We start from the raw sequence: 22,262 nt of genomic DNA, 5'->3' as shown, positions 1-22,262 counted from the left end.
ATATTCATTAATTTTTATTTTTTATTATTTTTAGTCTAATACTAAGATTAAATTAATATTATTTAATAATTAGGAATTTTTTTATATAGAAATCTTACCTATATATATATATTTCTATATCTTAATTAAAATTTAAAAACATGTTAATTTTACTTAAAGGTATAACTTTCAATCAAAGTTTACCTTGTATCATAAAAGTTCAATAAAAATCACCTTATAAAGGAGCGTATTTATGGGTACTGAAGTTTTATCTTTACAAGAATCTAATCTTTCCCCAGAAATTATAAAACAAAATGTTTTACCATACTATAATTTACAAAACTCTCAGATTTCAATAATTAAATTTAAAGATACTGATAAGCAAAGAGCAGTTTATAGGGTAAATTATAAAGATAAAAATTACTGTCTAAAAAAAGTTTATTATAATTTGAATGACTTGCTATATGTATATTCAGCTATTGAGTGGCTATATAGAAATAATATTAGGGTCTCAAAACTTTTACCTACAATTGATAATAATAGATTTGTATCTTATCGAGATATGCTTTTTATATTAACTCCTTGGATTGAGGGTGAGAAATGTAATTTCGATAATTTGGATCATGTTTTAATCTCTGTAAGAAAACTCTCTGAGATTCATTCAGTATCTCGTAAATTTAGACCTATTTTAGGAAGTTCAGCAAAAGAAGGATTTGAGGATTATTACATATCTACCTTAAAACATTTTGAAGATTTACTTAAAGCATCAAATGAATCGTTTAAATACAAAGATTCATTTTCAAGACAATTTATTTCAAGTTTTGATATAAATTTACGCCTTGCTAAACTCTCTCTAGACATATCAAATAAAATTGACAATAATGAATTAAGTAAATCTTTATGCCATGGTGACTATGTAAACAAAAACCTAATTTTTCCTCCTGATCTAGATCCTTGGGTGATAGATTTTGATAAGTGCAAAGTAGATTACAGTGCAAAAGATCTAGCATATTTTATGCGAAGATTACTTAAACGAGAAAACACAAAATGGAATGTTGAGTTAGCTCTCTCTATATTAGATGCCTATAATGAATTGTGTCCTTTAACACACTCAGATTTACGTTACTTAATTTCTTATATTTGCTTTCCGCAAAAATATTGGAGGATATCAAGAGACTACTATAGGAATATTCACAAGTGTAATAAATCTGCTTTCTTAACTTTAATAATAAACGCGACATCAAAAACAAATCTTCAATATGATTTTGCGCTAGATATAATAAATCAAGTACAAAAAAAATTCAATATGACTTTACTTTGAAATTGTTTCTGTAAAGCACCATCTTTTATTAGGTTGAGCCAATCTTCTCTTCATGATTTTATAAAAACTAACTGCATCAGGCTGTCTATATTGTAAAATATTAGGCAGCCTGCATTCTAAATAATTTCATAATAACAGCTTAAAAGTACGATAATAAAAGAGCATTGTAATTAAAATCACATGTGATTTCAAATTACAATGCTCTATATTTTTTCACTTTAAATCTTCTTTTACTAAGATTTATATGCTACTTTATCATAATCTTTAATTTTTTAAAGTTATCTTGGATTTTTTACTTGCGCTTGTGCTGCTGCAAGTCTTGCTAGTGGAACTCTAAATGGTGAACAAGATACATAGTTAAGTCCTATATTATGGCAGAATTCAATTGATGAAGGATCTCCACCATGCTCTCCACAGATTCCTAAATGGATATCTGAACGAGTAGATTTTCCTTTTTCTACTGCTATTTTAATTAGAGAACCAACTCCTGTTTGATCTAATTTACCAAATGGATCTTGTTCATAAATCTTCTTTTCATAATAAGCAGATAAGAACTTAGCTGCATCATCTCTTGAGAATCCAAATGTCATTTGAGTTAAGTCATTTGTACCAAATGAGAAGAATTCTGCTTCTTTTGCTATTTCATCAGCTGTTAATGCTGCTCTTGGAATTTCAATCATAGTTCCAACCTTATAATCTAAAGTTACTCCTTTTTCTTCCATAACAGCTTTAACTGTTGATACAATTACATCTTTAACATATTTTAATTCTTTAATTTCTCCAACTAATGGAATCATTATTTCAGGTACAATATCGTAGCCTTTAGTTGTTTTAACTTCTATTGCTGCCTCTATAATAGCTCTTGCTTGCATTTCAGCAATTTCAGGGTAAGAAACTGCAAGACGGCATCCTCTATGACCCATCATAGGATTAAACTCATGTAATTCTGAAACAGTAGATTTTAATTCCTCATAAGTTATTCCCATTTCTCTTGCTAATTCTTTTATATCTGAATCCACAGTTGGCAAGAATTCATGTAGCGGTGGATCTAATAATCTTATTGTAACTGCTTTTCCTTCTAATGCTTCATAAATTCCTATGAAATCTGATTTTTGCATTGGCAAAATCTTATCTAAAGCTACTTTTCTTTGTTCTAAATCTTTAGATGTAATCATTTGTCTTACAGCCATAATTCTATCTTCTGCAAAGAACATATGCTCTGTTCTGCAAAGACCTATGCCTTCTGCTCCAAACTCAACAGCTTGTTTTGCATCTCTTGGACTATCTGCATTAGCTCTAACTTTCAATTTTCTTATTTCATCAGCCCATCCCATGAATGTCGCAAAATGTCCTGAAATTTCTGGTGTAACTGTTTTTATTTTTTCTCCATATACATTTCCTGAAGTACCGTCAATTGAAATGTAGTCTTCAGATGTATAAACTTTTCCGTTAACTTCTACAGTTCTCTTTACTTCATCAACTTTTATAGTTCCACATCCAGCTACACAACAAGTTCCCATTCCTCTTGCAACAACCGCAGCATGAGAAGTCATTCCCCCTCTTACTGTAAGGATACCTTGTGCTGCTATCATTCCCTCTATATCTTCTGGTGAAGTTTCAAGTCTTACAAGTACAACATCTTCTCCAAGTGCTGCTCTATCTTTAGCTTCATCAGCAGTAAATGCTATCTTACCACATGCAGCTCCAGGAGATGCAGGTAATCCTTTTGCAATTGGTGTAGCTTTCTTTAAATCTTCAGTATAAAAAGCAGGGTGTAATAATGTATCTAATTGTTTTGGTTCAACTTTTAAAATTGCTTCTTCCTTGCTTAGCATTCCTTCTTCTACTAAATCAACAGCAATCTTTAAAGCAGCTTGAGCTGTTCTCTTACCATTTCTAGTTTGTAAGAAATATAATTTACCTTCTTCTATAGTAAACTCCATGTCTTGCATATCTTTATAGTGATCTTCTAGTGTGTTAACAATTCCTTCAAATTGTGCATATATTTCTGGATTTTGTTCTTTTAATTTTCCAATTTCAAGTGGAGTTCTAATACCAGCAACAACATCTTCACCTTGTGCATTCATTAGATATTCACCATATATAGCATTGTCACCATTTGCAGGGTTTCTTGAGAATGCAACTCCTGTTCCTGATGTTTCTCCCTTATTACCAAATACCATTTGTTGCACATTTACAGCTGTACCCCATTCACCTGGAATATCATTTAATCTTCTATATACTATAGCTCTTGGATTATCCCATGATCTAAATACGGCTGTAATTGCTTCTATTAATTGAGCTTTAGGATCACTTGGGAATTCCTCACCCTTTTCTTTTTTGTAGATTTCTTTGAATTCACTAACTAATTCTTTTAAATCATCTGCTGTTAAATCTGTATCAAATTCAACACCTTTCTTCTCCTTAAGTTCATCAATCTTATTTTCGAATAATCTCTTTTCTATTCCCATAACAACATCAGAGAACATTTGAATGAATCTTCTGTAAGAATCATATGCAAATCTTGGATTATTGGTCAATTCTGCCATTGCTTCTACAGCTATATCATTTAATCCTAAGTTTAAGATAGTATCCATCATACCCGGCATTGAAACTCTTGCACCAGATCTTACTGAAACTAGTAAAGGATTTGTATTATCTCCAAATTTCTTACCTGTAGATTCTTCAAGCTTTGATAAACTTTCATAGATTTGACCTATTATTTCATCAGAAATCTTTCTACCATCTTCATAATATTTATTACAAGATTCTGTTGTAACAATAAAACCATCTGGCACTGGAATTCCTAGACTAGTCATTTCTGCTAAGTTAGCGCCTTTTCCTCCAAGTAGATTTTTCATTGAAGCATTTCCTTCACTAAAAAGATATACATACTTATTTGACATCTCAATACTCCCTCTTTTCTTATTATTTCTCACTATATTTACTATCGATGCCTATCCTAAGCATATTCAACAAAAAATAAATCAGCATGCTAATCTATTTCTTGTTATACTTCGTCGTTCTGTTTACCTAATAGTCCACTATGAGATAAACAGACTTCCTTGTCTAACAAGAAATATATATCGCATCATAGACTTATTTTTTATTTCATATGCTTAAAGACTTCGTAGTTACCCTTAATTAATTAATCCTCATTTTCTCCAATTTTAACAAATAATTTTGTTATGTTAGTCTTAGAAACCTTTCCGATTATCTTCATCTGATCTTTTCCATCAGACTTTTCTATTATTTCAACAACCGGAATACTATCGATCTCATGTTCAATAATTTTCTTAGCCAAATCATATGCGTTGTCATTCTTATTCGCACAAATTATATTTGGCATTCTTGTCATAATTACTCCAACGGGAACTCTATGTATATCAGTCCCCCCTATTGAAATTTTGAGAAAGTCCTTTCTAGAGACTGCACCTGTAAGCACCCCATTATTTTCTATAAATAATGTCCCTACATCATTCAGAAATAGGTATACGATTGCATCATATACCATCGTATCTTCACTGACAGTCACAGGTTTTGACATTATTTCGGATACTTTAATTTTGTTAATGTTTGAATAAATCAATCCATTAGATGTTTTTCCTGTATATACATATCCTACCTTCGGTCTAGCATCCAAAGTTCCTATCATAGTCAGTACTGCCAAATCAGCCCTGAGCGCAGCTCTAGTAACTCCAATTTTTTCTGCAAGAGCTTCACTAGTTATAGGTGCATTTTCTTTTACTAAGCATACTATTTCTTCTTGCCTAGGTGATAATTTCAATCTTATCCCTCTTTCTGTAAATACAAGAAATATTTAGTTCAAATTCATTAATTTTTACTACTCTCTAATTATATCATGTAATTATTGTTTGACTAGACTTAATTTTCAGAAAAATCAAATAAATTCGCTAAATATTTCTTGTATATTAATTTTATATCACTGATATATCTATTTTTCTTTATATTACTCTCAATATCACTTAATTTTCTGAATTTTCTTTATCTTCATCAAAATTAACTGTATAGGTATATACAGTATCTGAACCAGTATATACTTTTTGTTTTGAATCATCACTATGTTTACCTATGTCATTCTTCATTTCATTAACCTTAGTCTTAATTTTATCAGCAAAATCAGTAGCTTTATTTTTAACATTGCTTGCCATTTCTGAAACATACGTGTTTACAACTTCCACAGATCCATCTTCCATAGTTATCTCTATTGTAATTTGAGTCGCTATTGCCGCAATAACTCCTGCTGCAAGTATTGGTGGAACTATAATAGCTACAACTCCTGCTGCAATTCCTGCATTAACTGGAATATCTACAAGTTCCTTATCATCTTTCTTAACCTTTATCCTAGTAACATTTCCCTTTTCTATTATTTGTTTAATCAAAACCCTTAGTTCCTCTATAGATATAGGAGCCCTATTTACTTCCTCATCAACAAATTCATCATTAATATCTGATAACTTTTGAGACTTTTCAATGTATATTAAAGCCTCTAATACGTCTCCTTCGCATACTTCTAAAGCTTCCTTTGCCTTTTCATAGCTTACTCCTGTTCTCTCACGTATCATATCAACTTTTTCTAATGTTATATTTTCCATAAATCATCACTCCTTAATAAATTTTAACATCTCCAAACTTTTAGGCTTTTTAGCATAGCTATTCGATACTAAAAAAGTAATTACTTTTTCAATCTCACTTTTTATTTCATGATTTAAATTTAGTCTATATAATTTATCTATATCCATATTCATCAAAAACCTCAAGGCATTATATGCACCTTTTGAAATAAATACTCCATGTTCTTTGGGACATTCATCACATATACCTCCATAGTGGGATAAACTTATATAATTAGATGAAGATATCTTTTTTCTACATACGCTACAATTATTCAATGTTAGATTATATCCAGTTGTTTTTAATAATCTTAATTCAAATGCTCTTATTAGTAGTTCGTAATCTAGGGCATCTGTATTCAGTAGGTATAATGTTGTAATCAATGTCTTAAAAAGTTCCATATTAATTTCATTATCAGTACAAGCAATATCTATTAATTCGCATAAGTATGAGGAATATGTAAGCTTATGTAAATCATTTAAAAGACCTTGAAAAGATTGAATTATTTTTCCTTCTTGAAGAGTGTACAAGCTCTTACCTTTATATACCATATATTCTCCATAACATAATGGCAATGTCAATGCTAAGAACTTACTTTTACTTTTTTTAGCGCCTCTAACTATAGCTGTAATTTTACCTAACTTCTCAGTATAAAACCAAACTAGTTTGTCATTCTCTTTAAAATCTTGCGTTTTTATAATTACAGCTTTTGTTTCAACTATTGACAGGTCAACCATCTCCCACTTGGAATATATAAAAAAATAATATGTTAGGCTAATTATCTATTTCTAATTGATACTCTATTTCTTTGAATTCGCTTTATATCCTAATTCTTTTAATAAAAGCTGATTATCTCTCCATTCTTTTCTAACTTTCACCCATATTTTTAGATTAACCTTGGATCTTAAAAATCTTTCTAATTCATATCTTGAATTTTCGCCTATTCTTTTAAGTGTTTGACCATTCTTTCCAATTATTATTCCTTTATGGGAATCTTTTTCACAGATTAAATCTACTTCTATATGATATGTACCTATTTCATTTTGTTTCATTTGAATTATATCTACTGCTATACCATGAGGCACTTCATCTCTCAAGGTTCTTAAAGCTTTTTCTCTAATTATTTCTGATACTACAAACTTTTCTTGAACATCTGTTATCATGTCATCTGGATAATATTTAGGTCCTTCTGGCATTGCTTTCTTCATAAGTTCTACTAATACATCAACGTTTTTCCCTTTTATTGCAGAAATAGGTACTATCTCTGCAAATTTAAATTCTTTTGAATACATTTCTAAACTTTTTGCCACTCTATCTTGTGTACTTTCATCAACCTTATTTAAAACTAAAAATACAGGACACTTTTTATCCCTTAAGGTTTCTAATATAAATTTATCGCCCTTTCCAATCTCCTCATCTGGATTTGTTAAGAATAATACTAAATCAACATCTTTAGTAGATTCTTTTGCCGAATTTACCATGTATTCTCCTAACTTATGTTTAGGTTTATGTATACCTGGTGTATCAACAAATATCATTTGATAATCATCACCTGTCAATATTGTTTGTATGTTATTTCTTGTTGTCTGAGGTTTATTAGAAACTATTGATAACTTTTCCCCCATTATATAATTTAATAAAGTCGATTTTCCTACATTAGGTCTTCCAACTATTGTAACAAATCCTGATTTAAACATTTTTTCCTCCTCAAAATAAGCTTAAAAAAGCTTAACTAACGTTATCCTATTTTACAAATAGTATACTCTATTTATAAGTAAATTGACAATCTACTATTCTTAATTTGATCATATAATAATTTAATAATCACTTCCAATTGTTTCCTTATGAATTAAATCATTAATTCTTATAATTTAAGAAATAGGAGACAATATAAGTTTTATTTCATCTTATATCTTCTCCTATAAATATTATTTTTATTATTCTATATTTAATTAAAGCCTAAATAATGTAAAAATAAACAAAGTTAATAATATACCAAATATAGCTCCAACTATTACCTCTAAAATACTATGAACTTCTGAATCCACTCTACTTTGTGCAGTTATAAACGCCAATAAAAAACTCAATAGAATGCAAATTGGTTCCTCCGTTATTAATGATATTGCAGTTGCTATTGAAAATCCCAAAGCACTGTGGCCACTGGGCATTCCCCCTTTTAACGGAGTTCCTTCTCCAAATATTGCTTTCGCTATTATAGTTACTATACATACTATTACTAGAACAATCAATATCGTATATGGCTCTGAATTCTTTACTTTATTAATTAAAGAAAATGAAAATCTACTGAGCCTATCCCAAAATATAATATAACCAACTAATAATGCATTTATGGCTGTTATTAATACCGCACCTGCCGCCGCATTCTTAGCGATTTTAGCCAAAGGGTGGTAATAATTAGTTGTCATATCTATAGTCGCCTCTATGGCTGTATTTATAAGTTCAGCAGCTATTACCATAGTTATTGTAACAGCTAATATCAGAAACTCATATTTTGTTATGTCAAAGAAAAAGCTTGCAATTAGTACTACTAACGCCACTATTAAATGGATTTTCATATTTCGTTCAGTTCTTACAGTATCGATAATCCCAGTTATGGCATTATTGAAGCTTTCCAGTGTTTTTTTCATTTTCATTATTTACCCCTACTTCTATTACATAATAAAAAATATTACCCTCTGATTATGTTAAGTTTATTTAAAATATCTTCTTCTCTACTTCTCATAATTATTTTATCATCATCCTCCATATGATCGTATCCCAATAGATGCAATACTGAATGTACAACTAAGTATGAGGCTTCCCTTTCATATGAATGATTAAATTCTTTACTCTGTTCTAATGCTTTTTCTAATGAAAGAACTATATCCCCAAGTACAAGTTCGTCACCATCAAAATCAGATTGAGAAAACTTATAATCTTTATACATATCCTTAAATACTTTCTTATCTTCGTATTCTAACATAGGAAAAGATAATACATCTGTTTCTCTATTTATTCCTCTTGTTTCATTATTAATTTCCTTTATTTCATTATTATCAACGAACAATAATGAAATTTCACATTTCATATTTACTTCCTCTTCTTTTAATGCAAATTCTATTACTTCTGTTAATCTTTCTATTAATTTTTCACTTGCTTCCACTTTATTTTGTCTATTATCTACATAAATCATTATTTAAATTACTCCTTAGTTTTAAATTCACCTTTATTGCTTTCACCATTGAAATCCTTCATTTTTTCTTTAGGGTATTCTATTCTTTGATGGTATATGCTATTTAACGAAGTCAAAAAACATACTCTTATTTTTTCTATATCTTTTAATGTTAAATCACAATCATTTAATTGTCCTGATGATAATTTATCATCTATAATGCAATTAACCATTTGGTTAATTGCATCCTTAGTAGGTTTCTTAATTGATCTTACAGCCGCTTCAACACTATCAGATAGCATTACTATCCCAGCTTCTTTTGAGCTTGGTATTGGGCCTTCATATCTATAATCTTCTTCTTTTATTTCCTCTGGATTTTCAGCACTATTTTTCATAGTATAGTAAAAATACTTTACTAATGTTTTACCATGATGCTCTAATATAATATCTTGGATAACCTTAGGAAGCTTATATTTTTTAGCTAACTCCAGACCATCTTTAACATGAGATTTTATTATCATAGCACTTAAATTTGGAGGTATATTCTCATGTGGATTATCTATCCCCATTTGATTCTCTCCAAAGAAATATGGCCTCTCTGTTTTTCCAATATCATGATAATATGATCCTATCCTTGTAATTACCGAATTAGCACCAACTTCTTCTGCTGCCATTTCTGAGAGATTTGCAACAAGCATACTATGATGATATGTTCCTGGAGCTTCCATTAATAATTTTTTTAACAGTGGTGTATTAGGATTTGATAATTCTAGCAGCTTTAATGTAGTAACCTCATTAAATGTACCTTCTAAAAACGGTAATATTCCTAATGCAAATATACCTGATAAAAGGCCTCCAATGAATGTGATTCCACCTTTTACTAACACATCTCCGAAATTGCTCGATATTAATATTCCCGTAGACAATGTAAGTATTACGGTAACAACAGCAGTATACAATGTTGAATATAGCAATTCATTTCTTTGTTGCATCTTTTTCAAAAATGCCGCTCCTAATACCGAACTTACTATTCCTAGAATAATAATCTGAACATCAAAACCATTTAATGCTCCTATAACTATTGCATTTAAAGCGCTAAGTACAAATGATATCTTATAATTTAGTAATAGCGTAAGCATCATAGGCGCGCACGCAAATGGAATTAGAAAAGGCGATATAACCCCTACAGTTCTAGCTAACACAAGTGAAATCAAATTAATTGTACTTATAAGAATAAGCTTTTTATTGTTCTTATATATTTCACCATAATTTATTCTCACATATCCATATTGAAGAAACAATATTATCATCCAAAATATTGCAAGCGCTAAATAAATATATATATAAGCTGTTACATTTTCATCGTTAAGCATTCCAAGATCTGATAGAATATCAATTTGATCTTGTGTTACAGGCTCTCCTTCTTTAACTATAATCTGATTTTGTTTTATTATTACTTTAGATACATTCTTCTTGACTTCCTGTATCTTTTCTTGTGTTTTTTCTTCATCAAAAAAAACATTAGGGTTTATTTGTGTTTGAGCTATTTGCTTTAAAGCACTTGATACATCTTTATCTAAGTTTAAATTATCTATTTGAGTTGAAACAGCTCCTTTTGCTTCTTTTAAGGCACCTTCATCTTTTTCCTGTATATTTTTTTCATATGCACTGTCAATTATATTTACTATTTTGTCTTCTATGCCCGGCAAAGTATCTTTTGATATTCCTATCAACGCCTTACATTGTTCATCTGTTAATTGAAATATAGTTAATTTCTTAAGCTCAGTTTGCTTATCAGCTACGGTAGAGCTCGCCATATTGCTTAATGATACAAGTTTATCGAACAATGCCCTTACATTATCCTCAGCTTCTTTCTTAACTTCTGGCTTTGATGTATACTGTTTCCCTACCTTTTCGGCCGCTTGATCTTCTTTTTCCTTTGTAGCTTTTTCATCCACTATATCTCTTGGAGCTTTTATATCTACTCTTGGTATATCTCCTTCTTTTAAGCTATATTGCTTAGGAGTTATTGCGGTAACAAGCAATAAATAGCCTATACTAAATACAAGTATAAATAATAAAATTCTTTGAATTCTATTATTTTTCCATTTATTATTTTGTTTTATATCCATGTAATTCACCTTTTCATCTTAATAATAAGTAATAGGCATAAAAACAACTTTGAATACCCCTTATGATACGTTTTTAGCAATATCCTGTTCTACAGTAAATTTAACATTAATTAATATCTTTCCGCCTTCAATATCTTCTACTGCAGTTTTCTTATCTATTATCTTTGCATCGTTGCTAAGTGTTTTTCTCAATGACCCCTCTAACTTTTCTGTAGCTTCTTTAACTGTACTTTCTTTATCTAAGTTTACATTTATACCTTTTTTTTCGAAATATGTTATCTTATTAAAGAAACCATCCTTCTCTTCTATTTTATCATAATATTCAAATTGATTTATAGCTTTTTTCAAGTAAACTTTTTTTCCAAAAAAATTTAAGTATATATCACTATTTTTGTTACCAGTTCTCTCAAGCTTTTCTCCACTTACTTGAATCTCCATAAATTTATCATAAAAAGTATTTGCTATAACTGTTCCGCTAGGTTTTACTTCCATCTGAAAGCCTTCCCTTCCTTGTATAGGCAATATTAGATCGTCACCTTTCTTTACTATATCTCCTGGCACAACTGCTGGATTCCCTGAATTTGTATATACTCTCTTTACTTCTCCATCCATTTTAGCAATAACTTGATTATATAATGTTTTTTCTGTAGACGGAGGATTTACTTTTTCCTTTATAACCAATTTTAATGTAGACCCCTCTATCCTAACCCTAATCCACATTATCTGGCTATTTAAATCTTCCATCTTTTTTTCTATTTGATATACATTAACTTGTGATTTGCTAAGCCCTGGTTTGATTCCAATTGATGAGAGCTGTTGTCTAACTTCAAATGGACTTAAATTCCTCTGTGTCTCTATATCTATAGCCCATATATAATTTGATAATATATATATCACAGCAAAAAATAATCCCATTCCTATAACTAGAGAAATCTTTCTTCTCATTTTCATAAGTAAAACTATTATTCCACTAGTTCTTACTATCTTAACTTTTCCTTTATATTTTTTTATTAATATTTCTGCATCTTTATAATCTCTGTAATATATAGTTACTCTTACCGTTGTCAAGCTTACTTTCACTATATTACAGGTATAGATTTGGCTATTCCAAAAGGCATTTAATATTTTTTCTGGCACTAAAGCATTAATTTCTATGGTTACTTGTCCCGATTTCAAGCTGCTAAACATAATATTCTACCTCTCATATGAAATACCTTTAAAGATTCCGCTTATTGTTATACTCGTTTCTGCAATAAAAAGTATTTCGAACTCTTTCCCCTCAATTATGATTGCACCTATTCTGGAATTTATTTTAACCATATTAGTTTCGAAAAATATAATGCCCTTATGATTTTCAATAGTTATTTCTCTGTTTCCCACGACTATTATCTTTGGTAGATCTAATGAAATGTCACTTGGAAAATCTAACTTGCTAAGTATCTTTTCTTTACCTCTTTGAAATTTTTCTTCCATGCTTTCCTCCCACATAAACTTTCTCATTGTAATTTATGATAGGATTTGCGAATTAATTCTATAATTTAATAATAATGATAATTTCCTGCAAAAAAATAAAGCCAATCATTACTATTATGGCTTTATCTAATTCATTTACGATAATGTATTCTAGTTATATGAACCAAATATTATCCTTTCATTGCTAGTCCAATTTTAGATAACAATGAAACAGGACATAGGATACTCTTTATAATCCTATGTCCTGTTATATTAGTATAAAACTCAAAACAATCTTGAATTTTATTCTTATTTATTATTTAAATATTCCTTAACAAGCTGACTTACAAGTTTACCATCAGCTTTTCCTACTACTTTAGGTTTAACAGCTGACATAACTTTTCCCATATCTTTAATGCTATTTGCACCCACTTCTTCAGCTGATTCTTTTACTAATTGTTTTATCTCTTCTTCACTTAACTGCTGAGGAAGGTATTTCAACAAAATTTCAATCTCAGCCTTAGACTGATCTATTAAATCTTGCCTATTCCCCTTTTCAAATTCAAGCATAGCTTCTCTTCTTTGCTTGATTTCTTTAGCTAATATTGTAATAACTTCATCATCTTCAAGCTTTCTATTATCAGTTTTTTCAACCAATAATACTGCAGCTTTAGCTGTACTAATTACACTAGATGTGAACTTATCTTTTGCTTTTAAAGCAATTTTCCAATCATCTTGCAATCTATCTTTAATTGATGACATTTTTGTACCTTCTTTCAAAAGAAAATATCATTATTTGAACTTTCTCTTTCTAGCAGCTTCTGATTTCTTCTTTTTCTTAACGCTTGGCTTTTCATAATGTTCTCTCTTCCTAACTTCAGAAAGAACCCCAGCTCTAGCACATTTTCTCTTAAATCTTCTTAACGCACTTTCAAGTGTTTCGTTTTCTCCAACTTTAATTTCTGACATTTACTATCCCTCCCTCCGCTAGCTTAAATTAACTCAGCTATGGGCTTAATAACACATGCTATATTATACAATATTTAAATTAATAATGTCAAGAAATTAAGAAAAAATCTCCAGTTACTATTGATCAAATAACAACTCAAATTTAGCCTGGTGGCCACTGTAAACTTCGCCCTCCAAGTACATGGAAATGAATATGTTTTACTGTCTGTCCTGCATCCTCACCACAATTATTTACAACCCTATATCCTTTATCTGATATTCCAAGATCTACTACTAATTTACCAATAACTTTAAATATATGTGATACAATATCAATATTGCTGTCATCTAAAGTATTAGCACTTTCGATATGTTCTTTTGGAATAACTAAGAAATGAGTTGGAGCTTCAGGATTTATGTCATAAAAAGCATAAACTTTATCATCTTCATATATTTTTTTACTAGGGATATCCCCACTTATAATTTTGCAAAATATACAACCTTCCATAAATTCACCTCCTTCTAAGTAACAATCTCAATTCACAAACGTAAGAATCGAGATTTTATAATTCATATTTAGAAATTCTCTTTGAATTATATATCTTATTCCAAAAATGATCCTTAATCAATCTTATCTTGATTTATATTATACCAAAACTATATAATTTTTCCAACAACATATTCCGCATCTGAGGCCATTATTTTACATAAAATTATTTTTCCTATCATGTCTCTGCTTCCATTTGGAATTTCAACTTTTACATAATTTCTTGTATACCCCTCAAATACCCCAGGCTTATTAGATACTTCTTGCTCAACTAATACATCTAGTTCTCTTCCAACTAAAGATTTACTAAAGTCGCCTTCATTCTTTGCATTTAGTTCAATTAAAGCCTTACTTCTCTTGTCCTTTACATTTCCATCTATTTGATTAGGCATATCTGAAGCCTTCGTACCTTTTCTTGGGCTGAATTTGAATATATGTGTTTTAGTTAATTTAATTCTCTTTAAGTATTCATAAGTTTCGTTAAATTCCTTATCAGTTTCACCTGGGAAACCTACGATTACATCAGTAGTTATTGAGGCATCTTTAAGGTTTTCTCTTATTCTATTAACTGCATCTTCGTATTCTTTAGCAGTATATCTTCTATTCATTCTTTTTAAAGTTGCATCACAGCCGCTTTGAAGTGATAAATGAAATTGTGGACATAGTTTTTTCATTTTTTTCATTTTCTCGATAACTTCATCTGTAAAGAAACTAGGCTCTATAGAACCTATCCTAACTCTTTCAATTCCATCCAGTTTCTCTATTTCTTCTAATAAAGTTATTAAAGTTACATTTCCATCTAAATCAACACCATAAGATGCTGTATGTATTCCTGATAATATTATTTCTTTAAATCCATGTTCACTTAAATTCTTTATTTCATCCAATACTTTTTGAGGGTCTTTTGAGCAAGTTGTTCCTCTGGTATAAGGTATGAGACAATATGCACAAAATCTATTACAACCATCTTGTATCTTTAAAAATGCTCTTGTTTTATCTTGATACTCTTCTATATTTAATTCTTCAAACTGTTTATTCTTTAGAACTTCTCCAACCATTAACTGAGGTTTTTGCTCATCCTTAGCCTTATTCACATAATAAACAATATCGCCTTTATTTCTAGTCCCAAGTACAACATCTACCCCTTGTATTTTAGAAACTTCTTCTGGCGCAACTTGCGAATAGCATCCAACAGCTGCAATTATTGCATTTTCATTTCTTCTTCTAGCTCTGCTAATTATTTGCCTTGATTTTTTATCACTCATATTAGTTACAGAACAAGTATTTATAACATAAACATCAGCAAAACCTTCAAAGTCAGTTACTTCATAACCTTCTCTTATGAACTTTTCCGCCATAGCCTCTGTTTCATAATGATTTACCCTGCATCCAAGAGTTGCAAAAGCCACAAGACTCTTCCCCTCTGTATTTTTTATTGGTTCTTTGTTAGATAACTTCTTAAGCTTAGTCTTGTCACTACCTGCTCTGACTAATTTCATTTGGTTCTCTCCCATTATGATAGCTTTCCTCCTAAATCTCCTAATTCATATTGAATTAATGCCGTAGCTGTAAATCCAGCCGTCTCTGTACGTAATATTCTATTTCCAAGAGTCACTATATAAGCACCCTGTTCTTTTAAATCATCAATTTCAGATTCCTCAAATCCGCCCTCAGGCCCTATCAATATTCCAACATTATTTATAGTATCTAAATCCACATTATCTCTTTCTAATTTTCTCACAAGAGTTTTAATTCCAAAATCTTCGGCATTTTCATAAGGTACAATAATCAAATCCATCTTTTTTAATTCATTTATTGCCTCATTGAAATCTATAACTTCTTTAACTTGAGGAATTACACTTCTTTTTGATTGTTTGCATGCCTCAAGAGCAATTCTATTTAGTCTATCAAGCTTTTTAAATTCGCCTTTAAGTTTTACATCTACTCTTGCAGTTGTTACAGGAATAAACTCAGATACTCCAAGTTCTGTTCCCTTTTGTACTATCAGGTCCATTTTCTGACCTTTTGGTAGTCCCTGAAACAGATGTACTTTAACTTTACTTTCATTATTTATATCTAATCTTTTAATAATTTTAACTATAACTTCACTTTTAGTTATAGTTTCTATCTCACCTAGATACTCAATTCCTTCGCAATTGTTTAATACTACTTCTTCACCTTCAGATAATCTTAAAACCTTATAAATATGTTTTACATCATCTCCAAGTATTCTACCTTCAGTTTCACTAATATTATGAGGTTCTGTAAAAAACTTATGCATACGACTCCTCTCTAATTCACAGTTCACAATACTCAATGCACAATTAAATAATAATTGATTACGGTATATCAACTATAGATTTTCAAAAAAATCTCTTAGAAATTTCTCCTAAACTGCGCATTGTGAATTGTACATTGTGCATTATTTTCATAATTACATTTTCAAACCGTTAACCAAAATTTGCATTACAAATATCTATATTTATACTAATTAATTGCTTTAGCAACTATACAGTTCCATTCTCCATCTTTATTGATTTCAATAACTTCAAAACCACATTCAGCAAACTTTTCTGTAACCATATCTACCCTATCATGAATTATACCTGAAGTTATAAATAATCCACCTTCATTTAGAGCCTTTTTAACATCCTCAGTTAGTACACAAATGATTTCTGCTATTATATTTGCAACTACTATGTCGGCTTTTCCATCAACTACATCTAAAAGATTTCCTTCTAATACTTCAATGTTATCTAAATTATTAAAACCAATATTCTCTTTTGATGAATCAACAGCAACAGGATCTAGGTCAACACCAACAACATGTTTAGCTCCAAGCTTTGCAGCAGCAATGGCAAGTATTCCTGATCCACATCCTACGTCAAATACTGTTGTATCAGGCTTTACATATTTATCTAAAGCTTGAATACACATTCTTGTAGTTTCATGAGTTCCAGTTCCAAATGCCATTCCTGGATCCAACTCTATAATTAGTTCTTCATCATTTTTTTCATATTCTTCCCAAATTGGTTTAACAACAATCTTATCTGTTATTTTAACTGGTTTATAATATTGCTTCCAATTATTAGCCCAGTCCTCTTCGTGCATCTTCTTAGCTTCTACTGTACCTTCACCAATATCTATTCCAAATTCTTTAATTTCAGAAAGTTTTTCCTTAACATATTCAACAATCTCTTCAACCTTATCATCTTGAGAAAAATAAGCTTTAACTACAGCTGCATTTCCTTTATGTTCTAAGATATTTATATCTGCAAAATCCCAAGTTAATGGTCCTTGATCTCTTGAAAGTAAATCCTCCGGATCTTCTATTGCAACATTAGGGCAATTTAATCCATAAAATATTCCTGATATAGGCTCTAACGCCTCGCTCTTTGTTATTACACTAACTTCAATCCATATTCCATCCATGTTTATCAACCTTTCTAATTCAGTTTCAGTAACAGTTTGCAATTTAGGAATACATTTTTTTCAAAATTTATTAAAAATATTTTTAAATTCCATAGAATTTTTTCCTACAATTGCTCTTTGCTAACTATATAATTTTATTTTTTTAAAGTCATTGTAACCCTTACAATAACTATAAATATTTACATATTTATCTTTATTTATATTTAACATTGATATATATTTACATAGTTAACTATTTATATAGATTTCTATTTAACTACTTACATATATATCTAGTTAAATTTATATATTTAAAAATATTTTTATTGATATCTAGTTTAATATTTAAATTTTAAAATATTAAACTTCTTAATTGTGCTTCGCACTTTTTTTATAGGTGAACTGATCTTAATTGTGCTTCGCACTTTTTTTATAGGTGCGTATCTTTTCATATGTTTAAATTCTTAAGTGAGAGTCCAAAAGTGATGCTTCAAATCTTGTATTTGGTTCCTCGAACTTACTCATCAAACACATGTGAATCGGGTAAATTCTTAAATTCTTAAATTCTTAAATTCTTAAATTCTTAAATTCTTAAATTCTTAAATTCTTAAATTCTTAAATTCTTAAATTCTTAAATTCTTAAATTCTTAAATTCTTAAATTCTTAAATTCTTAAATTCTGGTCATTATAAATCTAATTGTCTTTCATGGCAATCAAAAATTTTATTTTTATTCCTTGTTCACTAAACATTTTTTCATGCTCAGTCTGAACATTTCCTTCAACATCACTATTGTGAAGATCATATGTTATATATTTAATTCTAAACCCTGCTTCATTAAAATATTCAAGCGATTCCTCAAATAATTCATCATCGTCAGTTTTAAAATAAATTTCACCTTCACTCTTTAAAAATGTTTTATACTGTTCAAGCTGCCTCATATGTGTTAATCTTCTCTTTTTATGCTTTTCCTTTGGCCACGGATTGCAAAAATTTATGTATATTCTACTTACAACATCTTCTTCACTTAAGATTTCACTGATAAGCCCTATCTCTTGAGCCATTAATTTTACATTATCAGTCTTCCTATTTTTTTCTTCATAAGCCTTTTCAATATTTCTTTTTGCTAATCCTAATACCTCATCCTTTATGTCAATTGCAATATAATTTATATCTGGATTCTCGGAGGCATGAACTGCCATAAAAGTTCCCTTCCCACATCCAAGTTCTAGATATATTGGTTTATCATTACCGAAAAATTCTTTCCACTTACCTTTATATTCTTTCGGATTTATAACAAAAAAATCGCAACCTTCAAGCTCAGGTCTTGCCCACGGTTTTTTTCTCATTCTCATGTTAGTTCACTCCATCTTTTATAAGCTTTTAAAAAATAGCATTTCACTGCAATTAAGTTTTTTAGATCATTAAATTGAACTTATCGACACAATACCATATAAACAAGACGCTCATACCGTCTTATTGTTCTATTAATCGGCCGTATCCTTCATAATAATTATACCTATAAAAATTTATATTGCAATTTTTATCTCAAAAATATACAGGTATTGCAAATAACTCAAATATCTGTACTGAATCTTTTATCTCAAAGTATTTTTATACTTTCTTAATACTAATTAAGAATTCTCCCCCCCTCAAGTTGTTTATCTAAAAAATCATCCAATTTAATACTTAACACCCTATCATTATTAAATATAAAAAAATAGCACACCTCATACTTAAGAGAATGTACTATTTTAACTACTTTATCTTATGACTTATTTTTTATATTTCTCTATTATTTTTAATAGTTCTTCCTCGTTATTTTCTACAAACTCATAAAAATTCATATTTTTATTCTCTATATATAATGATAATTCATATAAAAACTCTGGTATTTCACTGGCAAGTAAATCACCATAAACTTTTCCGAGCCTTGCACTTCCTGTTTCAAATGATCCGTTAATATGTAATTCAAATACATCTTCAACTTTTTTACGTTTTCCTGTAAGCCCGATACCAACGACTTCATGAACTGCACATGAATTTCCACATCCTGATATATGAACTCTTGGAAGTATATCTTTATTATAACCCTTTTCTGCAAAGTAATTAATTATATTGTTAAGCATTTTTTGACTCTCTAAAATTCCAACTTGACATATTGGCACTCCAATACATGATACACTTTGCTGAAGAGCTGTTTCTCCTCCAATATTTTGTGTTAAATCTAAAATTTCTTTAGCTTCATCACCATTTAAGTTTCTAAAATATAAACCTTCTGTCATAGTAAGTCTTATTTCTAAGTCTTTTACTACTTTTAATTTATCTAAAATTTCTCTTAATGTCTTAACAGAAATTTGTCCGCCAATTGGATGGAAATATACGCTGTATAATCCTTTTTGCTTTTGTGAATATAATCTTGAATGTTTTAATTCAATTTCTTTACCTTCTTTAGTAATTTCCTTAGATTCTACAAATAAATCTAACGCATTATTATCTAACACATATTTTAAATGTTCTTTATATGTTTCTATGAATTTCTCTTTGCCCATTCTCTCTAATATATATCTTATACGAGCTTTATTTCTATCTTCATAGTTACCTTCTTTTATAAATAAACTAGTCATGGCTTCTACGTGGTATAATACATCACTTGGTTTTATAAGCTCATCATATTCGACTGCAACTTGAGGATTTCTTCCAATTCCGCCTCCCATAAAAACTCTAAAATACTTTTCATTATCTTTAATTGTTGCTAAGAACCCTAAATCAGCTACATTACAATGCCCCTGATCTGAGTCGCTGCTTGAAAAAGATACTTTAAACTTTCTTGGAAATTTATATGATGTTATTTTGCTTAAAAAATGTTTATTTACAGTTAATGCATATGGTGTCACATCAAACGCTTCATCTTTATCTACACCTGATAGTGGAGACATAGCTACATTTCTTGGAAAGTTTCCGCCGCCTCCTCTAGAATATATATCATTATCTATACCATCCTTCATTATTCCACAAACTTGATCTATCGTTAAATTATGATACTGCACTGCTTCTCTTGTAGTTAAATGAAATTTATCTAAATTATATTTATCAGCTATATCACATAACCAATTCATGTTCTCAAAGCTACTAATTCCTGAAGGAATTCTTAGTCTTATCATGAATTCTTTTTTATTACGTTCTGAGTATACCCCCATTCCCCCAGAAACTTTTTTAAAATCCATAATAGATACTTCACCAGATAAAAATTTATTTCCTAATTCTCTAAACTCTTCTATTTCAATTAATAATTTTTCCTTCAATTCCTTCACTTTTTCTCCTCCTAAATATAATTATTTTAATATATTATAACCTATAATTTAAAATATGACTATAACTATAGGTTTTGTCGGGGAATTTTTATTTAAAAAAGAAACTATTGAAATAATGCTAATTGATAGACATTATTCAAATAGTTTCTCAGATATAATTCTATTTATTTTTTCCAAATAATTTTTTCTTAGGAACATTAGCTTCATCAAACTCTTCACCAGATGCTCTCATAAAATCATATAAAGCTTCCTTTTGTTCCTTATTTAAGGTTTTAGGAATATCAACAATAACTTTTACGTATTGATCTCCTTTTCCGTTTGAGTTAACTCTTTGTATTCCTTTGCCTTTTAATCTAAACATAGTTCCTGATTGTGTACCTGGTGGAACAGTATATTTAACATTTCCATCAACTGTAGCTACAGTTATTTCTGTACCTAATGCTGCTTTAGGCATAGAAATATGAGCATCTATATAAACATCGTTTCCTTTTCTTGTAAACACCTTTGATGGAGTAACATTAATTCTTACATACAAATCTCCAGGACTTCCACCTCTTAACCCATGTTCTCCTTGTCCTCTTAAAGGCATTACATTTCCTGTATCTACACCTGCTGGTATGTTAACTTTTATCTTTCTTGTTTTTCTAACACTGCCTTTTCCTCTACACTCTGAACATGGCTTTTCAATAATTTTACCAGTACCTCTACAAGTATCACATGTAGAAGTTGATACAAAACTTCCAAGAGGAGTTTGTCTTTGAACTCTTACTTGACCTGATCCACTACAAGTTGGGCAAGTCTTAGCATTAGTTCCAGGTTCGGCTCCACTTCCATGACAATGTTCACAGTTTTCATTTCTAGTAACAGAAATTTCTTTCTCTACTCCAAAAACAGCTTCTTCGAAAGTTAATGTTATTGTATACTCAATATCATTTCCTCTTACTGGACCATTTCTTCTTCTAGAATTTGATCCTCCGCCTCCAAAGAATGATTCAAAAATATCTCCAAATCCGCCCATATCAAATCCGTCAAAGCCACCAAAGCCTCCTCCTCCGAATCCGCCACTACCATCAAAAGCAGCTGATCCGAACTGATCATATTTAGCTTTCTTTTCTGGATCCGAAAGTACTTGATAAGCTTCATTTATTTCTTTAAACTTTTCTTCTGCCTCAGCATTTCCTTGATTTCTATCCGGATGATATTTTACAGCTAATTTTCTAAAGGCTCTTTTTATTTCATCATCACTTGCACCCTTTTGAAGACCAAGCAATTCATAATAGTCTTTATTTGCCATTCGTTTAAATTCACCACCTAGTTTTATTTACTGTAGAAAAGGGAAGACGAGCTTGCCTT

Annotated in this window: 20 protein-coding genes; 1 reads left to right on the top strand and 19 read right to left on the bottom strand. The window is 29.9% G+C overall.

Annotation, left to right across the window (positions count from 1 at the left end; all coding sequences use genetic code 11):
* The first annotated feature begins 232 nt into the window (after positions 1–232).
* Entirely contained in the window at positions 233–1,300 is a 1,068-nt protein-coding gene (locus KEC93_RS04670; RefSeq protein WP_011968193.1) for a CotS family spore coat protein, read from the top strand.
* 278 nt (positions 1,301–1,578) lie between these two features.
* Here KEC93_RS04670 and ppdK read toward each other — a convergent pair whose 3' ends face one another.
* From ppdK to dnaJ, 19 genes are all read right to left on the bottom strand, one after another.
* Positions 1,579–4,206 (bottom strand): pyruvate, phosphate dikinase, encoded by a 2,628-nt coding sequence (gene ppdK, locus KEC93_RS04665; RefSeq protein ID WP_023974002.1) that lies wholly within the window; start codon positions 4,204–4,206, stop codon positions 1,579–1,581.
* A 242-nt stretch (positions 4,207–4,448) separates the two neighbouring features.
* Positions 4,449–5,087, bottom strand: a complete 639-nt coding sequence (locus KEC93_RS04660; protein ID WP_017211784.1) for a transcriptional regulator CcpN — start codon at positions 5,085–5,087, stop codon at positions 4,449–4,451.
* 199 nt (positions 5,088–5,286) lie between these two features.
* A complete protein-coding gene (locus KEC93_RS04655) occupies positions 5,287–5,916 on the bottom strand; it encodes a DUF4342 domain-containing protein (protein ID WP_077868272.1) in 630 nt (209 codons plus the stop codon).
* Positions 5,917–5,922: 6 nt separating this feature from the next.
* Positions 5,923–6,672 (bottom strand): DNA repair protein RecO, encoded by a 750-nt coding sequence (recO, locus tag KEC93_RS04650; RefSeq protein WP_017211782.1) that lies wholly within the window; start codon positions 6,670–6,672, stop codon positions 5,923–5,925.
* A 63-nt stretch (positions 6,673–6,735) separates the two neighbouring features.
* Positions 6,736–7,632, bottom strand: a complete 897-nt coding sequence (era, locus tag KEC93_RS04645) for a GTPase Era (RefSeq protein ID WP_011968188.1) — start codon at positions 7,630–7,632, stop codon at positions 6,736–6,738.
* Between the two features lie 255 nt (positions 7,633–7,887).
* Positions 7,888–8,589, bottom strand: a complete 702-nt coding sequence (locus KEC93_RS04640) for a diacylglycerol kinase (RefSeq protein WP_011968187.1) — start codon at positions 8,587–8,589, stop codon at positions 7,888–7,890.
* 35 nt (positions 8,590–8,624) lie between these two features.
* Positions 8,625–9,128, bottom strand: a complete 504-nt coding sequence (ybeY, locus tag KEC93_RS04635) for an rRNA maturation RNase YbeY (RefSeq protein WP_011968186.1) — start codon at positions 9,126–9,128, stop codon at positions 8,625–8,627.
* Positions 9,129–9,136: 8 nt separating this feature from the next.
* Positions 9,137–11,239, bottom strand: coding sequence for an HD family phosphohydrolase (locus KEC93_RS04630; RefSeq protein WP_077868271.1), 2,103 nt, complete (start codon positions 11,237–11,239; stop codon positions 9,137–9,139).
* A 60-nt stretch (positions 11,240–11,299) separates the two neighbouring features.
* The gene (gene yqfD / locus KEC93_RS04625; RefSeq protein WP_077868270.1) at positions 11,300–12,427 is read right to left on the bottom strand and encodes a sporulation protein YqfD; all 1,128 of its coding nucleotides are present in this window, start codon (positions 12,425–12,427) and stop codon (positions 11,300–11,302) included.
* Positions 12,428–12,433: 6 nt separating this feature from the next.
* Positions 12,434–12,712, bottom strand: coding sequence for a sporulation protein YqfC (yqfC, locus tag KEC93_RS04620; RefSeq protein ID WP_011968183.1), 279 nt, complete (start codon positions 12,710–12,712; stop codon positions 12,434–12,436).
* A gap of 288 nt (positions 12,713–13,000) precedes the next feature.
* Positions 13,001–13,453 carry a GatB/YqeY domain-containing protein gene (locus tag KEC93_RS04615; protein ID WP_011968182.1) on the bottom strand — a complete coding sequence of 151 codons (453 nt, stop codon included), beginning with the start codon at positions 13,451–13,453 and terminating at the stop codon, positions 13,001–13,003.
* A gap of 30 nt (positions 13,454–13,483) precedes the next feature.
* A complete protein-coding gene (rpsU, locus tag KEC93_RS04610) occupies positions 13,484–13,660 on the bottom strand; it encodes a 30S ribosomal protein S21 (RefSeq protein WP_008429643.1) in 177 nt (58 codons plus the stop codon).
* A gap of 142 nt (positions 13,661–13,802) precedes the next feature.
* Positions 13,803–14,147, bottom strand: a complete 345-nt coding sequence (locus tag KEC93_RS04605) for a histidine triad nucleotide-binding protein (RefSeq protein ID WP_011968181.1) — start codon at positions 14,145–14,147, stop codon at positions 13,803–13,805.
* A 149-nt stretch (positions 14,148–14,296) separates the two neighbouring features.
* A complete protein-coding gene (mtaB, locus tag KEC93_RS04600; RefSeq protein ID WP_077868269.1) occupies positions 14,297–15,700 on the bottom strand; it encodes a tRNA (N(6)-L-threonylcarbamoyladenosine(37)-C(2))-methylthiotransferase MtaB in 1,404 nt (467 codons plus the stop codon).
* Complete coding sequence (locus KEC93_RS04595; RefSeq protein WP_077868268.1) at positions 15,700–16,467, bottom strand: 16S rRNA (uracil(1498)-N(3))-methyltransferase; 768 nt, start codon at positions 16,465–16,467, stop codon at positions 15,700–15,702. The genes mtaB and KEC93_RS04595 overlap by 1 nt, the downstream gene beginning before the upstream one ends.
* Positions 16,468–16,673: 206 nt before the next feature.
* Positions 16,674–17,618 carry a 50S ribosomal protein L11 methyltransferase gene (gene prmA, locus KEC93_RS04590; RefSeq protein ID WP_077868267.1) on the bottom strand — a complete coding sequence of 315 codons (945 nt, stop codon included), beginning with the start codon at positions 17,616–17,618 and terminating at the stop codon, positions 16,674–16,676.
* A gap of 672 nt (positions 17,619–18,290) precedes the next feature.
* Entirely contained in the window at positions 18,291–18,950 is a 660-nt protein-coding gene (gene trmB, locus KEC93_RS04585) for a tRNA (guanosine(46)-N7)-methyltransferase TrmB (RefSeq protein WP_011968177.1), read from the bottom strand.
* A gap of 420 nt (positions 18,951–19,370) precedes the next feature.
* On the bottom strand, positions 19,371–20,909 hold the full coding sequence (locus tag KEC93_RS04580) for a nitrite/sulfite reductase (RefSeq protein WP_077868266.1): 1,539 nt from the start codon (positions 20,907–20,909) through the stop codon (positions 19,371–19,373).
* A 160-nt stretch (positions 20,910–21,069) separates the two neighbouring features.
* Positions 21,070–22,203: a molecular chaperone DnaJ gene (dnaJ, locus tag KEC93_RS04575; RefSeq protein WP_011968175.1), complete on the bottom strand. Its 1,134-nt coding sequence runs from the start codon at positions 22,201–22,203 to the stop codon at positions 21,070–21,072.
* Between the last annotated feature and the right edge of the window lie 59 nt (positions 22,204–22,262).

Source organism: Clostridium beijerinckii (assembly GCF_018223745.1).
GTDB classification, from domain to species: domain Bacteria; phylum Bacillota; class Clostridia; order Clostridiales; family Clostridiaceae; genus Clostridium; species Clostridium beijerinckii.
The sequence above is the reverse complement of the archived record's forward strand: the minus strand, read 5'-3'. Positions and strand labels throughout refer to the sequence as shown.

What these genes read in the sequence shown, in the direction of transcription:
- KEC93_RS04670 (WP_011968193.1), top strand. Translation starts at nt 233, where the DNA reads ATGGGTACTGAAGTTTTATCTTTACAAGAATCTAATCTTTCCCCAGAA.
- ppdK (WP_023974002.1), bottom strand. Translation starts at nt 4,206, where the DNA reads ATGTCAAATAAGTATGTATATCTTTTTAGTGAAGGAAATGCTTCAATG.
- KEC93_RS04655 (WP_077868272.1), bottom strand. Translation starts at nt 5,916, where the DNA reads ATGGAAAATATAACATTAGAAAAAGTTGATATGATACGTGAGAGAACA.
- recO (WP_017211782.1), bottom strand. Translation starts at nt 6,672, where the DNA reads ATGGTTGACCTGTCAATAGTTGAAACAAAAGCTGTAATTATAAAAACG.
- era (WP_011968188.1), bottom strand. Translation starts at nt 7,632, where the DNA reads ATGTTTAAATCAGGATTTGTTACAATAGTTGGAAGACCTAATGTAGGA.
- KEC93_RS04640 (WP_011968187.1), bottom strand. Translation starts at nt 8,589, where the DNA reads ATGAAAATGAAAAAAACACTGGAAAGCTTCAATAATGCCATAACTGGG.
- ybeY (WP_011968186.1), bottom strand. Translation starts at nt 9,128, where the DNA reads ATGATTTATGTAGATAATAGACAAAATAAAGTGGAAGCAAGTGAAAAA.
- KEC93_RS04630 (WP_077868271.1), bottom strand. Translation starts at nt 11,239, where the DNA reads ATGGATATAAAACAAAATAATAAATGGAAAAATAATAGAATTCAAAGA.
- yqfD (WP_077868270.1), bottom strand. Translation starts at nt 12,427, where the DNA reads ATGTTTAGCAGCTTGAAATCGGGACAAGTAACCATAGAAATTAATGCT.
- yqfC (WP_011968183.1), bottom strand. Translation starts at nt 12,712, where the DNA reads ATGGAAGAAAAATTTCAAAGAGGTAAAGAAAAGATACTTAGCAAGTTA.
- KEC93_RS04615 (WP_011968182.1), bottom strand. Translation starts at nt 13,453, where the DNA reads ATGTCATCAATTAAAGATAGATTGCAAGATGATTGGAAAATTGCTTTA.
- rpsU (WP_008429643.1), bottom strand. Translation starts at nt 13,660, where the DNA reads ATGTCAGAAATTAAAGTTGGAGAAAACGAAACACTTGAAAGTGCGTTA.
- KEC93_RS04605 (WP_011968181.1), bottom strand. Translation starts at nt 14,147, where the DNA reads ATGGAAGGTTGTATATTTTGCAAAATTATAAGTGGGGATATCCCTAGT.
- mtaB (WP_077868269.1), bottom strand. Translation starts at nt 15,700, where the DNA reads ATGGGAGAGAACCAAATGAAATTAGTCAGAGCAGGTAGTGACAAGACT.
- KEC93_RS04595 (WP_077868268.1), bottom strand. Translation starts at nt 16,467, where the DNA reads ATGCATAAGTTTTTTACAGAACCTCATAATATTAGTGAAACTGAAGGT.
- prmA (WP_077868267.1), bottom strand. Translation starts at nt 17,618, where the DNA reads ATGGATGGAATATGGATTGAAGTTAGTGTAATAACAAAGAGCGAGGCG.
- trmB (WP_011968177.1), bottom strand. Translation starts at nt 18,950, where the DNA reads ATGAGAATGAGAAAAAAACCGTGGGCAAGACCTGAGCTTGAAGGTTGC.
- dnaJ (WP_011968175.1), bottom strand. Translation starts at nt 22,203, where the DNA reads ATGGCAAATAAAGACTATTATGAATTGCTTGGTCTTCAAAAGGGTGCA.